Here is a 13,774-nt window from a genome sequence, read left to right as displayed (position 1 = left end):
AATGCCTGAAAAGCATGCGGTCAGGCAATATGAAAATGTCAGAAAACGGTAATTCTTCAGCTCAAAGTCGCGGTTCTCATGGCCGCAAGGTGATTATCACCTGCGCCGTGACCGGCTCCATCCATACCCCGACCATGAGCGGGGCCCTGCCGGTGACGGCGGACGAGATCGCCGAGGCGTCGATTGAGGCGGCCCGGGCAGGGGCGGCGATTATCCATCTTCACGCCCGCGATCCTGAAAGCGGCCGCCCCAGCGCCGAGCCGGGGCATTTCCGTCCGTTTCTCGAAAAGATCGCCAAGGAAACCGACGCCATCGTCAATATTTCGACCGGCGGCAGTTCGGTGATGCCGCTCGACACGCGTCTGGCGCCGGCCCGGGAAATGGCGCCGGAAATGTGCTCGCTGAATATGGGCTCCATGAATTTCGGCACATTCCCGATGCTCGATAAATATTCCGACTGGAAACATAATTGGGAGCCTGAGCTTCTCGATGCGACGCGGCGCACGGTGTTCAAGAATACGTTTGAAGATATCGAAGCGATTATCGAGGATCTCGGGGAAAGGCGCGGCGCCAAATTTGAGTTTGAGTGCTATGATCTCGGCCAGATTGAAACGCTTGGGTTTTATGTGAAAAGCGGTCTGATCAAAGCGCCGCTCTATATTCAGTTTGTGCTGGGCGTTCTCGGCGGCGCCGGGGCGAGCGTCGAAAACCTCGTCGCCATGAAAACTCTCGCCGACCGCGTAATACCCTGTGAGTATCACTTCTCGGTTCTGGCCGCGGGCGGCAAACAAATGGCGATGGCGACCATGGGGGCGATTATGGGCGGCAATGTGCGGGTCGGTCTTGAGGATAATCTTTCCATCGCGCCCGGCGTTCTCGCCGAATCGAACGCCCAGCAGGTCGTAAAAATCCGCGAGATCATCGAAAATCTCGGCCTGGAGGCGGCGAGTGCCGATGAGACACGGGCCCTGCTTGCCTTGAAGGGCCGGAACAAGGTCAACTTCTGAGTTATGGCGAAAGACATTCTCATCCGCGAGGCGGAGCCTGAAGACGCCGGCGCTATTCGCGACATGATCGCAGCGCTTGCGCGCGAAACCGGCCGGCCTGACATTGAAGTCCTGTCCGAAGAAGAGGTGCGGCTTCACGGATTTGGTCCGCATCCGGATTTTCGCGCCCTGATCGCCGAGTTTAAGGGAAAGCCGGTTGGACTTGCGGTCTATTTCAGCGAGTTTTCAACCTGGCGCGGGCGGCGCGGCGTTTATATTCAGGATATTTACGTCACACCTGATCAGCAGGGCGCCGGGGTCGGTCGCCGCCTCATTAATGCTGTTCTCAAACGCGCACGCAATGACGGCGCGGTTTACCTGCGGCTCGCCGCCGATCGGTCGAACGCTGCGGCAAGCCGGTTTTACCGGCGCATCGGTTTTCGCGAAGCGCGCGAAGACCGAATTTTTGTCCTTGAGGGTGAGCCGTTTGACGCGCTCACGGAAAATTTCGCGTGGACGCCGCGCCCGCCGCTTGCCGCGAATGATGATCCGAAGAAGGAGACGTCGTGATGTTTCGTTACCTTTCTCTCCTGGTCGCCGCCGCTTTGGCCATGACCACAAGCGCATTCGCCGAAGGCCGTGAGCCGGTGATGAAGCAGGTGAAGGTTCCGCATAATTATTACTGGCGTGAGATGTATGTGCCGCATCTGACCAGCGGGCCGTCGTCGCTCGACTGGACGGCGGATGGCAAGAGTCTTGTTTATTCGATGCAGGGCCGCCTCTGGCGCCAGCGCGTAGGAGACGACACCGCCCGTCAACTCACGACCGGCGGCGGTTACGATTATCAGCCGGATGTGTCGGCGGATGGCCGCCGCGTTGTTTTCACGCGCTACTTTGATGACGCGTATGAAATCGTCATTCGGGACTTGCGCTCAGGCCGCGAAACGCCGGTGACGCAGAACGGCGCCGTTAATCTCGATCCGCGCTGGTCGCCGGATGGAACGCAGATCGCCTATGTGACGACGGACGAGACAGGGCATTTCCATATCGCCATCGCGTCGCAGGAAAACGGCGCCTGGACAAGCAAACGCTGGCGCGAGGAGCGGACCAGCGAAACGCCGCGTTATTACTATTCGCAGATTGACCACGAACTGAGCCCCGCCTGGTCGCCGGACGGGCAGTCTCTGACCTTTATCGCCAATCCCGAAATCGGTTATGGCTCGGGGGCGGTCTACCGTCAGCGCGTTGACAAGTCGGCGCCGGCCGAAATGCTGGTCAATGAAGAAACCGCCTGGCGCGCGCGCCCCGACTGGTCGCCGGACGGCAATCGCATCGCCTATTCGTCTTTTGAAAGACGGCAATCCCATCAGCTCTGGATCACCTATGCCGAACCCGGCGGCTATCCGCTCGCTTTTTCCTATGGCGATTATGACATCGACGCCGCGCGCTGGTCGCCAGACAGCAAACACATCGCCTATATCTCCAATGAAAGCGGAACCGGCGAGATTGTCATTCAGGACATGACCGGCGGCGCGCGTGAAACGCTGGCTATTCAGGACAAAAATACCGCGCAAGGGATGGGCGACCTCCAATTACGCATTGTCGATGAAACAGGCGCGCCGGCGCCCGCACGGATATCCATTCGCGGCGGCGATGGCCGGTATTACGCGCCGGACGGCGCCATGATTCATGCGGACGATTATTATGACCGCGCCCAGGCGCCGAGCGAGACCATGTATTTTCATGTTCAGGGGGAAGCGACAATATCGCTCCCGGCCGGTGAGGCGCAGATCACAGCTTGGCGCGGCTTCCGCCATGCAGTTGCGACAACGACCGCCACTATCGCGAAAGACAAAACCAGCGATGAGAGCATTACGCTGCAACCATTGCCGAACGCCGCGGCCTTTGACGGCTGGCGGTCGGCGGACGTGCACGTCCACATGAATTATGGCGGCGTCTATGGCATGACGCCTGCGAGGCTTGCGAAACAGGCGGACGCCGAAGACCTTGATCTTGTCTTCAATCTGATCGTTAACAAAGAGCAGCGCATTCCCGATATGGATTATTTCACGCCTGAACCGTTCAACCCGGAAGGAACAGGCGCAACAATCCTTCATGCGCAGGAATATCATACGAGCCTGTGGGGTCACATGGGATTGCTTGGGCTGAAAGAGCACTATCTCCTTGGCGATTATGTCGCTTACCCAAAGACGGCGCTGCATAGTTCCTATCCTGACAATCCGACCGTCGCCGACATTGCGCATGCCCAAGGCGCGCTGGTCGGGTATGTGCATCCTTTCGATCCGCCGGCGCCAGACCCTTCGTCAAACCGGAAACTGTCTCATGCGCTTCCGGTCAATGCGGCGCTCGGCAAACTCGACTATCTTGAAATTGTCGGTTTCGCCGATCCTTTAACGACGGAAAGCGTCTGGCATAAACTATTGAATACGGGGCTGCGCATCCCCGCCGCCGGCGGCACCGACGCCATGACGGATTATTCGTCCCTGCGCGGGCCGCTCGGTCAGAACCGCACGCTCGTAAAAGCGGCGGATTCGGAAAATCCAAATGATGAAGTCGCCAACTGGCTCGCGGCGCTGAAAGCCGGCAACTCCATCGCCACCAACGGACCGCTGGTCATGCTGACGCTGGACGGCGCCGGGCCGGGGGCTGACCTCAAAAAGGGCAAAGGGGCTCACACGCTGAATTTTAAAGCAGTGTTGTCGTCGATTGCGCCGGTCGATTCCCTCGACCTCATCGTCAATGGCGAAGTCGCGCAAACCATCGCGCTTTCCGGCGACCGCACATCGGCTTCCTTTGAAGGCGCCGTCACGATTAATGAAAGCGCCTGGGTGACGCTTCGCGCTTATTCGAAAACCGCATCGCCTTATGTGCTTGACAACTCTCCCTTCGCGACAACGTCGCCGATCTATGTGACGCTTGGGGGAAAGCCGGTGCGGTCGCGCGACGACGCCGAACATTTCATCGCGTGGATCGACAAACTGATCCATGTCGCCGAAGACGGCTCCTACAACACCGATGAGGAACGCGCCGCGGTCATCGCCAATCTCAAAAAAGCCCGCCTGGAATTTGAAAAGCGCCGCTAGCTTGTGCGCCTCAAGGAGCCCACATGACGAAAGACGTTCCGTTCGCCATCGCGCTCATCCCTGCGTTTGTGCTTATCGGCTTCATGGGGATGGCGGTCTGGCTGTTCGGCGACGCTTCCGCCGGCGGCCCGGCGCAGATCGTGCTGCTTGTCGCTGCGGGCGCCGCCAACATCATCGGCCTTGCTTACGGGATGAAGTGGTCAGCGCTTGAAGAGGCGGTGGTTCATTCGGTCTCGCGCGCTGTCCCGGCCTCGCTCATTCTTCTGGCCGTTGGCGCGCTGATCGGCACATGGATGATGTCGGGCACCGCGCCGGCGATGATCTATTACGGCCTCGGGCTGATCAGCCCGCAATGGTTTTATCCCGCCGCCGCGGTGATCTGCGCCTGCGTATCCGTTTCCATCGGCTCATCATGGACGACGGCGGGCACGGTGGGCCTCGCGCTTGTGGGCGCGGCGACAATCATGGGCCTGTCGCCCGAAATCACCGCAGGCGCCGTCGTCGGCGGCTCTTACTTTGGCGACAAGCTGTCTCCCTTGTCAGATTCAACCAACCTTGCCGCCGCAGTGGTCGGGGTGAATCTTTTCGATCATGTGCGTCACATGCTGACCACAACTATTCCCTCCCTGATCATCGCAACCATCATCTTCGCCGGGTTTTCCCTGACCCAAGGCGGGGAGGCGGCGCCGGTCGACGCCATCGCGCAAACCCGCGAAACCTTGAAAGCGGCTTACGACCTTGGTCCGCTGACGATGCTTCCGCTTGCCGCCGTCTTCATTTTGGCGATCAGGAAGTTTCCGCCTTACCCGACGATTGCGATTGGCGCGCTTCTGGGCGGGCTTGTCGCTGTCATTCGCCAGCCCGAGATTGTGCGTGTCTTCGCCGACCCTGCGGGGGAGCTTCCCTACGCCGCCGCCATGGTGAAAGGCGTATGGCAGGCGCTCTCGACCGGGTTTCAGTCGAGTCTTGGCGTCGCTGAGCTTGACCGGCTGTTAACGCGCGGCGGCATGGCGAGCATGATGACGATCATCTGGATGGTGATCGCGGCGCTCAGTTTTGCGGCCTCCATGGAAGCGACCGGATTGCTTGAACGGCTGACGGCGCCCCTGATCAACCGCATACGCGGCGTCGGCTCGCTGGTGAGTGCAACCGTTTTCAGCGCCATCGCGATGAACATTTTCTCCGCGACGCAATATATGGCGATCATTATTCCGGGCCGGATATATTTGAAGGAGTACCAAAAGCGCGGGCTGGCGCCGGTTAATCTTTCGCGAACGGTGGAAGATGCGGGCACAATGACCTCTGCGCTTGTGCCATGGACCACCTGCGGCGTCTTCATGGCGGGGGCGCTCGGTGTGCCGACGCTCGACTATTTGCCTTTTGCGTTTGTGAATCTGCTCAATCCGGCGCTCGCCATTGTGTATGGATTTTTCGGGATTGCGCTGGTTCGGCAAAAAGAAACGGCGCCCGAAGGCGCCGCTGCTTAAAGCATGTTTTAGCCGACATGCTTTAGGTTGTTTTTTATCGCGCGCCTTTGCACATAATCAGTGACCACTTATGCGCGACACGCTTTGACTTACGCATCAAACGCTTCTTGTATCTTATCGGCTGCCGGTTTTTCCCGTGACTTTGCGACCGGAATGGCTTCGCGCATCTGTTTGGCGAAGTGGCGCAGGCAGATTTCCGAGTTGCCAAGCGGGCCTTGCTCAAAAGTCATGGAGCCCATGCCTTCCTGCACGCGTTCAATAAGGCCTTTATCTTCGCGATTCACATTCCGGTTGATGCGGCAATTGAGATAACGTGCGAGCTTCATTTCCCGCCGGTCGTCATCAAGCGCATAAGCGCTTTCGCGCAGGATGCAGGTCGTCGGCGTCAGGGGGATGAACTGCATGAAATCGATCTGGTCCGCATAAAAATCGAACATCAGATTTGGCCATAGCTTGTAATAGGTCCACATGTGCTGGCGCTCTTCAGGCAGATGGTCAACATGCGGGAGGATCTTGCGATAAGCGTTGTTGGAAAGCGACGCCATCTCCCCGGTTTTCACTTCGCTGAAAATCTTGTGAACGTCACGGTCGATGGTGAGCCTGTAGCTGTCGCCGAGAAGGCCATGAAGTCCGTCATGAGCGACGCGGATATGCAGCGCATCCACATAATTATCGGTGGCGTTCTTCCAGTTCACTTCGCGCAGGCGCCCGCCCACATGGCGTAGCGGTTTCATGTCTTTGGTCTTGTAGATTTCGAATTCCTCTGCGACCGGCGCCGTATAGTCTTTCAGCGATGGGCCGCCGGACACAAAACGCAGGAAAACGAACCCGGCAAAACTGTCGACTTCAACCGGCGTCAGCCCGTGTTCAGCCTTGTCGAAATTCTCATATTGATCGAGATAGGGAACGCCGGTGAGCGTGCCGTCGAGCTGATATGTCCAGGCGTGATAGGGACACACGAGGCTGCGCCCGCAATTGCCATGATCGCCGTCGACCATGCGCGCGGCGCGGTGACGGCAGACATTGTGAAACCCGCGCAGTTCGCCGTCCTTGCCGCGCACGACAAAGGCGATCTCGTTATACATCTTGAAGGTGAGGTAATCGCCAATGTTTAGGAGATCGTTTTCGTGGCCCACAAGGTGCCAGGCGGGAAGGAAAACCTTTTCACGCTCCAGCTCAAAGAAATCCTGATCGTAATAGGTCCAGGCAGGCAGGCTCTGGGAATCCTGATCTGCGACCAGCACGGGTTTGGAGTGATGTTTTGCTGTCTGGCTCATGGGCTACTCTCTCTTGGGGCTGGTTTCGGGCGGCATTCTATCCTGTTTTTCGCCGCCTGCCGATATGGCGACAACGTCTCCATCAGCGAAAGCGGGCAGAACGTCGCGCAGCTCGTCAAGCGTCACCGCGTTTACGGCGGCGGAAAAGTCTTCAATCGTGGTTAAGCCCTGCCCGGCCCAGTCCTGGGCGAGGGCGGCGGTGATTTCCTCATTGCTCTGGGCGGCGCTGATCTTGCGGCCGATCAGATGGCGCTTGGCCTCGGCGAGTTCGGCTTCGTCCGGCGGTTCGGACTGAAAGCGCGCGAGTTCGGCTTTCAGCGTTTCCAGCAGCGCCTGCTGTTTATCCGGGTCGACGCCGATATTGAGCGTGATCAACCCTGCGCCTTTTCCGCCGCGATAATCGGCGCCGATATAATAGGCGAGCCCCTGGTTCGAAATCGCTTCCTCGCCAAGACGCCCGCCATAGCCATGGGCGAACATGTAAAGGGCAAGCCGCCAGGCGGCCGCCTCGCCGGAATCGAGCGCGGGCGCGGCGGTCATGTAGCCGAGCGCGACCTGCGCCTTGTCTTCTGGAAGGTGAACATGGATGTCGCCCTGGGACGGGGTGATCGTGGCGACCGAAGGCTCAGCCAGTATAGGGCTGAAGGCTGTTTCGACGATTTGTTTTGCGGCTTCGGCGTCTACATCGCCTGACACAGCGATAAAGGCGGGCGCCGCCTTTGCGGGCGTATCACTCTGTGTGAACCGCGCGGTGAAGATCTGTTCGAGCCGTGTATAGGGATCGCCGCTGTCTGGCGCCCTACGCGCGGCAGGCTTCGCTTCGGCGATGGCGTCACTCGCCTTTGTCGCCAGCGATGTAAGCTCTTCCGACAGGCCCGAAACCGCGATGCTGGTTACGCCCGGCGCCGGATCGTTCGCGGCGCAGAGCCTGCAATCATAAACGCCGGGCAATAGGGCGCGGAGGGAAACGATCGGCGACAGGGGCGAGGGGGCGACGATGATGGCGCCTTGCGTTTCGCTGTCGCGATTGTCCGCCTGTTTATCGGCGGCGGGCTTGCCGCGGTGCTCCGCCGCGATGGTAAGCGTGTCAGGGCTGGCGATGGCGTCCGGCGCGCCGTCCGTATCGGGAACGAACCAGCCGATGGTGCGGCGATCAGGGTCAAGATAGGTTTTGGCGACCCGCTGAATATCGGCTTGCGTGACCGCGTCTATGCTCTCTTCGAGGGTGAGTAATTGATCGAGAGCGCCGACGGCTTCGAAAAACGCCAGCTGGTGCGCCGCGTCTTCGGTGGTCTCTATATCGAAGATCAATTCACTCTGCACTTGAGCTTTGGCCCTGTTGAGTTTGCTGTCGCTGACGGGCTTAGCGGCCAGTCCGTCCAGTGCGCGTTGGACGGCGTTCTCGGTTTTCGCCTCATCGGCGTTTGCGCCCGCCGATCCCGCGATCAGAAAGACATAAGGCTGCGCTGTCGGAATGAACCAGGTTTTTAGGTCGTCTGTAACACCGGACAGTGCGGCGTCTTCTGAAACAGGTGTGCCCCAGTCATTCTGCAAAAAAGAGACGCCGCTGGAGGCGCCCGCCAGCGCCTGAAGCACGAGAAAAGCCGGATAATCTTCGCTTGACGCTGCCGGCGCTGGGTAAGCGATACGGAAAAGTTTCTGATCGACATCGCCTTCGAGACGAATGCGCTTTTCGCCCTGATAGTCCGGCTCGCTTAAGGGCGGGAGTTGCGGTTCCGCGTTCGCCCTGAATTTGCCGAAGAGTTTTTTAACGCGCGCTTCGACCGCATCAGCGTCAACATCGCCTGCAATGGTGAGCACTGCCGTTTTCGGTCCAATATTGTTTTCGTAAAATTCGACAATGTCATCATGGGTGATCGCTTCGACGTCCGCCGCGTAGCCGATGGTGTTCTTGCGATAGGGATGCACCTGAAATGCGGCCGCAAGGGTTGCGTCGAATAATATTGTGGACGGGTCGTTGGCGTAGCCGTTCATCTCCGCGATAACGGCGCCGGTTTCCGCCTCAACGTCATTCGGGTCCATTTTCAATTGACCAAGCCGGTCCGCCTCGATGCGCAAAAGCAGGTCAAGGTCGTCTTTAGGCGCTGTTGCAAAAAAAGTGACCGTGTCGATCCAGGTATAGCCGTGCCATTCGCCGCCGACGGCGTAGATGTCGCCCGCAAGGCGCGTTCCGGGAAAATTCTTCGAGGAGCGGAACGCCATATGTTCGAAGAAGTGAGCTAACCCCATGCGTCCTTCAGGATCGTCGCGGCCGCCGGTTTTGTAGGCCATCTGCACGCTGACGACGGGCAGGGCGTGTTCTTCCAAGATGAGAAGCGTCAGGCCGTTATCGAGATGCGTCACGCGCGTCTTTTCAAGGTCGATGGCGTGCGCGAAGGACGGCGCGAGAACAAGCGCTAAAAGAAGAAAGCTTAGAAGAAGCCGCATCAAAGCGCGGCGGCGCGCATCTGCGATCCGCGTCCCTTTCCCCCTGAACCCTTACCAATGTCGCGGAGGATTTCGCGCGCGGCGTTATGGCCGGGAAGCCCAGTGACGCCGCCGCCCGGGTGGGTCGAGGAGCCGCACATATATAGGCCTTTGAAGGGTCCGCGATAATCCGCATAACCGAGGACTGGTCTTGCGCTGAACAACTGGTCGATCCCGAGCTGTCCGTGGAAAATGTCGCCGCCAACGAGCGACAGCTTGCGTTCGAGATCGAGGGGCGACAGCGCCATGCGGCCGATAACCGACGCCTTGAAATTCGGCGCGTAGTCATTGACCGTGTCGATGATGAGATCGGCGACTTCGTCGCGGTGATCGTCCCAGCTTTTTCCATTCGGGAGTTCCGGCGCGAAATGCTGGCAGAACATGCTGGCCACATGTTGGCCTTCGGGCGCCAGTGAATCGTCAATGGTCGACGGAATATGCATTTCGATGACCGGTTTTTTCGCCCACCCATTGCGCCGCGCATCCGTGTAGGCCGTGTCGAGATAATCGAGACTCGGCGCGATCATGATGCTCGCCTTGTGATGGATGCCGACGCTGGTCGATGGCAGGGAAGTGAAATTCGGCAATTCGGACAGGGCCACATTCATGCGGAAAACGCCGGAGCCCGAGCGCCAGTTGCGGATGCGTTCGGCGAATTCATCTTCCAGCGCGTCTTCCGGGATCAGTTTGCCGTAGAGAAGCTGCGGATGGATGTTTGATGCCACAACTTTCGCCCGGATCGCCGTTCCGTCTTCGAGGACAACACCCTCTGCGCGGTCATTCTCGACGATGACTTCCTTCACCGGCGCGTCGGTGCGGATCTCGGCGCCGGCTTCACGGGCGGCGGCGGCCATGGCCTGCGTGATCGCGCCCATGCCGCCGATTGCGTGACCCCAGGCGCCTTTGACGCCGTTCACCTCGCCAAAGACATGATGCAGGAGCACATAGGCGGAACCCGGCGTATAGGGACTGCAATAGGCGCCGGTGATGGCGTCAAAGCCGAGAATGCCCTTGATCACATCCAGTTCGAACCAGTTATCGAGAATTTCGCCTGCGCTCTTGCCGAACAGGTCGATCAGATCGCGCTGGCCTTCAATGCCGAGTTTGTGGGCGCGCTTGGCCAGCATCGCCGCCGAGAACATGTGACGCACGCCGCCGCCGAGATTGGGCGGGGTTTCAAGCAGCGTCGACCGGAAGAGATCGACCAGCCGGTCAAGTCGATCATGATAGGCGGAATAGGCTTGCGCGTCGTTCGGGGAGAGACGGCGGATGGTTTCAATATTTTGTTTGTCGTCGCGCCCGAGCAGGAGATGTTTTCCATCCGGCGTCGGCGCGAAATAGGAGGCGGGGCGAAGCACCACTTTCAGCCGGTGGCGCTCAAGCTCCATGTCGGCGATGATTTTCGGATTGAGCAGGCTCACCGAATAGCTGGCGACGGAATTGCGGAAGCCGGGATGGAATTCCTCGGTGACAGCTGCGCCGCCGACAATATCGCGCTTTTCGACAATCAGAACGCGCCGTCCGGCTTTCGCAAGATAAAAGCCGCAGACAAGACCATTATGGCCGCCGCCGATGATAATCGCGTCATACTGTGCTGACATGGGTCGCCGTTCTTTCCGGGAATGCCTGTATTCACAAAGGGAATAAAATCCCTTGTTTTTCAGTATATTACGGCATCATCGGAAAGGGAAGAGGCGGTTCTAGGGGTGCGCGCGGCGCCAGTCAGCGAAGCGTTTCAAACCGTCGCCGATAGGGGTTGCCGGATTGAAGCCATAATCGGCGGCGAGGCGCGTCACGTCGGCATAGGTTTCCTTGACGTCGCCGGGCTGCATCGGCTGCATGTCGATCACTGCTTTTTTGCCGAGGGCGGTTTCAAGCGCAGCGATGAAATCCATGAGCGGCACGGGCGTGTGATTGCCGATATTGTATAGCCGGTGCGGCCGGTCTTCACCGGTGAAGTCGGGCGCTTTTGCCGCCATGCGTTCGATCGCTTCGGTGACGTCATCCACAAAGGTGAAGTCCCGGCGCATATCGCCATGATTATAGACGGGGATCGGCTCGCCTTTCAGGATTTTGTCCGTAAACGTCCAATAGGCCATGTCGGGACGCCCCCAGGGGCCATAGACGGTGAAGAAACGCAGGCCCAGCTGTTTGATGCCGTAAAGATGCGCGTAGGTTGAGCTCATCAATTCGTCAGCGCGTTTGGTCGCCGCGTAGAGAGAGACCGGCGCGTCCACTGGATCGGTTTCGCTAAAGGGCGTCTTGGTGTTGCCGCCATAAACCGAACTTGAAGAAGCGTAGATCAGATGCGAAAGCCCTTTCGCGTGACGGCAGGCTTCAAGGACGGAAAGATGTCCGGTCAGATTTGAGCGCGCATAGGCGAAAGGATTGTCTATCGAATAACGCACGCCCGCCTGCGCCGCGAGGTGAATGATGACCTCGGGCGCTGTGTCGCGCACCAGTTCCGAAAACGCATCGGCGTCGGCAATGTCGATCTCGTGGATGACCGCCGCATTATCCAGTTCTTTTACGCGGGCGCGTTTCAGGGCCGGGTCGTAATAGTCATTGAAATTATCGGCGCCGATGACGCGCCATCCGGACTGCGCAAGGCGCGCAGCCGTATGAAAGCCGATAAAACCGGCAGCCCCTGTGATCAAAACGGTTTTCACCGAGTATCCTTTATTTGCCCTCAGCCTATATGAAGGCATCTGGCGCAAAGGCCAACTGTTTGCGTTGGTTAACGCGTCAAAGACTCAATCGGCGACGAATCCGGCTGCAATAAAACCGGAAAGTCCGGGAAGGTGTTCCGGCGCGCAGTCGCCTGCAATGCCGGCGGCGAGGCGCAGGGCGCCATCGGGCCTCAACGAATCGGGCAGGGCGCTATCTTCGTGGCTGAGATTGAAAACGCAAAGCAATCGCTCTTTGTCATGCTTGCGAACAAAAGCGAGGACGCCTGCCGGCGCCTCCAGAATTTTCAGGGCGCCGTTTCGCAGCGCAGGCGAGGCGCGACGAAGCTGGATGGCGGTGCGGGCGAAATGAAGAACCGATGCTTTGTCGTCTTCCTGGGCGTCGACGGCGAGGGGCGGGTGGCGCGCATCCATGGGCAGCAATGGCGGACGACGCGGGACGACTTGGGAAAATCCCCCACCTTGCCCCATTTTTTCCCACGGCATGGGTGTGCGTGCGCCGTCGCGGCCCAACGTCGCCGGCCAGTTGGCGATGGCCTCGGGGTCCTGCAGCGCCTCGAACGGGACGTCCGCCTGGGGCAGGCCCAGCTCTTCACCCTGATAAACAAAAACATAGCCGCGAAGGCTCAGCAGCAGGAGGAGGTAGAGTTTCGCCGCCTGTCGCCCGTCGGCGTCCTTCGCCCAGCGGGTGACGCAGCGCGGCGCGTCGTGATTGGAAAACGCCCAGGATGGCGCGGCTTCGCCGGGACCGCCCGGCCAGCCCGAAAGGGAGTGCTTGACCATCTCCGGGGTCAATTCATTCGCATACAGAAAATCAAAATTATAGGCGGTGGTGAGGTGTTTTTCGCCCGCCGTGAAAGCCTTCATCTCCTTTAGGGGGCGGGGGCCCACCACTTCCGCCACGGTGAAGATGTTCGGATATTCATCTGTGACTGTGCGAATGCGTTGCAGAAACTTTGGAATACCGGGATGCGACTGGTTGAAGAGATGCTCCTGAAAGTCGAAAGGCCGCGACGGTTTCTTCGCGCCATAATTCGCCGGCGGATTGTCGCGCAATTTCGGGTCGTGCATCGCAAAATTCAGCGCATCGAGACGAAAGCCATCGACGCCGAGATCCAGCCAGAAGTGCGTGACATCCAATAGTGCGTCCTGAACCTCTTCGTTGTGCACATTGAGATCCGGCTGGCTTGTCAGGAAATTGTGCAGATAATATTGCCCGCGGCGCGCATCCCATTCCCAGGACACGCCGCCAAAGACCGATATCCAGTTATTGGGCGGCGATCCATCCGGTTTCGGATCGGCCCAGACATACCAGTCGGCTTTGTCATTGGTCCGATCGCTGCGGCTTTGCAAAAACCAGGGATGTTCATCCGAGGTGTGCGAATAGACCTGATCGATGATGATTTTAAGATCGAGAGCGTGGGCTTTTTCCACTACCGTATCGAAATTGGAAAGCGTTCCAAAAAGCGGGTCCACATCGCAATAGTCGGCAACGTCATATCCAAAATCGCGCATGGGCGAGGTGAAAAATGGCGAGAGCCAGACGGCGTCAACGCCGAGCCGCGCCACATAATCCAGCTTTTCCGCGATGCCCTTCAGGTCGCCGACGCCGTCGCCGTCGAAATCGCGAAAGCTGCGCGGATAAATCTGATAGATCACCGCGCCGTCGGGCCATGGTTTTGGATGCTGGCTAAAGTTGCGCATGGAAACAGATGACGCGCGCCGCCAATTGCCGTCAATCAGATT

The 13,774-nt window shown here is 58.9% G+C and carries 9 protein-coding genes; 4 read left to right on the top strand and 5 right to left on the bottom strand.

The window, feature by feature from the left end; translation table 11 throughout:
* Positions 1-35: 35 nt before the first annotated feature.
* From kce to nhaC, 4 genes are read left to right on the top strand one after another with little or no spacing between them, the layout of a single operon-like run.
* A complete protein-coding gene (gene kce / locus ACFOOP_RS17335; protein ID WP_379882416.1) occupies positions 36-1,007 on the top strand; it encodes a 3,5-dioxohexanoate:acetyl-CoA acetone transferase in 972 nt (323 codons plus the stop codon).
* A gap of 3 nt (positions 1,008-1,010) precedes the next feature.
* Complete coding sequence (locus tag ACFOOP_RS17330) at positions 1,011-1,556, top strand: GNAT family N-acetyltransferase (protein ID WP_379882415.1); 546 nt, start codon at positions 1,011-1,013, stop codon at positions 1,554-1,556.
* Complete coding sequence (locus ACFOOP_RS17325; RefSeq protein ID WP_379882414.1) at positions 1,556-4,090, top strand: CehA/McbA family metallohydrolase; 2,535 nt, start codon at positions 1,556-1,558, stop codon at positions 4,088-4,090. Before ACFOOP_RS17330 ends, ACFOOP_RS17325 begins: the two co-directional genes overlap by 1 nt.
* Positions 4,091-4,113: 23 nt before the next feature.
* Positions 4,114-5,577, top strand: a complete 1,464-nt coding sequence (nhaC, locus tag ACFOOP_RS17320; RefSeq protein WP_379882413.1) for a Na+/H+ antiporter NhaC — start codon at positions 4,114-4,116, stop codon at positions 5,575-5,577.
* Positions 5,578-5,666: 89 nt separating this feature from the next.
* On the opposite strand, the gene ACFOOP_RS17315 is transcribed toward nhaC, so the two are convergent.
* From ACFOOP_RS17315 to ACFOOP_RS17295, 5 genes are all read right to left on the bottom strand, one after another.
* Positions 5,667-6,854: an aromatic ring-hydroxylating oxygenase subunit alpha gene (locus ACFOOP_RS17315; protein WP_379882412.1), complete on the bottom strand. Its 1,188-nt coding sequence runs from the start codon at positions 6,852-6,854 to the stop codon at positions 5,667-5,669.
* A gap of 3 nt (positions 6,855-6,857) precedes the next feature.
* Positions 6,858-9,302, bottom strand: coding sequence for a M16 family metallopeptidase (locus ACFOOP_RS17310; protein WP_379882411.1), 2,445 nt, complete (start codon positions 9,300-9,302; stop codon positions 6,858-6,860).
* On the bottom strand, positions 9,302-10,942 hold the full coding sequence (locus ACFOOP_RS17305) for a phytoene desaturase family protein (protein WP_379882410.1): 1,641 nt from the start codon (positions 10,940-10,942) through the stop codon (positions 9,302-9,304). Before ACFOOP_RS17305 ends, ACFOOP_RS17310 begins: the two co-directional genes overlap by 1 nt.
* Positions 10,943-11,041: 99 nt before the next feature.
* On the bottom strand, positions 11,042-12,049 hold the full coding sequence (locus tag ACFOOP_RS17300) for an SDR family NAD(P)-dependent oxidoreductase (protein ID WP_379882409.1): 1,008 nt from the start codon (positions 12,047-12,049) through the stop codon (positions 11,042-11,044).
* Positions 12,050-12,094: 45 nt separating this feature from the next.
* On the bottom strand, positions 12,095-13,732 hold the full coding sequence (locus ACFOOP_RS17295) for an alpha-glucosidase family protein (RefSeq protein WP_379882408.1): 1,638 nt from the start codon (positions 13,730-13,732) through the stop codon (positions 12,095-12,097).
* Positions 13,733-13,774: the final 42 nt, after the last annotated feature.

Origin of the sequence: Hyphococcus aureus, assembly GCF_042643165.1 — a bacterium.
Classification (GTDB): domain Bacteria; phylum Pseudomonadota; class Alphaproteobacteria; order Caulobacterales; family Parvularculaceae; genus Hyphococcus; species Hyphococcus aureus.
The sequence above is the reverse complement of the archived record's forward strand: the minus strand, read 5'-3'. Positions and strand labels throughout refer to the sequence as shown.

What these genes read in the sequence shown, in the direction of transcription:
- ACFOOP_RS17325 (WP_379882414.1), top strand. Translation starts at nt 1,556, where the DNA reads ATGTTTCGTTACCTTTCTCTCCTGGTCGCCGCCGCTTTGGCCATGACC.
- ACFOOP_RS17295 (WP_379882408.1), bottom strand. Translation starts at nt 13,732, where the DNA reads ATGCGCAACTTTAGCCAGCATCCAAAACCATGGCCCGACGGCGCGGTG.
- nhaC (WP_379882413.1), top strand. Translation starts at nt 4,114, where the DNA reads ATGACGAAAGACGTTCCGTTCGCCATCGCGCTCATCCCTGCGTTTGTG.
- ACFOOP_RS17310 (WP_379882411.1), bottom strand. Translation starts at nt 9,302, where the DNA reads ATGCGGCTTCTTCTAAGCTTTCTTCTTTTAGCGCTTGTTCTCGCGCCG.
- ACFOOP_RS17330 (WP_379882415.1), top strand. Translation starts at nt 1,011, where the DNA reads ATGGCGAAAGACATTCTCATCCGCGAGGCGGAGCCTGAAGACGCCGGC.
- ACFOOP_RS17300 (WP_379882409.1), bottom strand. Translation starts at nt 12,049, where the DNA reads ATGCCTTCATATAGGCTGAGGGCAAATAAAGGATACTCGGTGAAAACC.
- ACFOOP_RS17305 (WP_379882410.1), bottom strand. Translation starts at nt 10,942, where the DNA reads ATGTCAGCACAGTATGACGCGATTATCATCGGCGGCGGCCATAATGGT.
- kce (WP_379882416.1), top strand. Translation starts at nt 36, where the DNA reads ATGTCAGAAAACGGTAATTCTTCAGCTCAAAGTCGCGGTTCTCATGGC.
- ACFOOP_RS17315 (WP_379882412.1), bottom strand. Translation starts at nt 6,854, where the DNA reads ATGAGCCAGACAGCAAAACATCACTCCAAACCCGTGCTGGTCGCAGAT.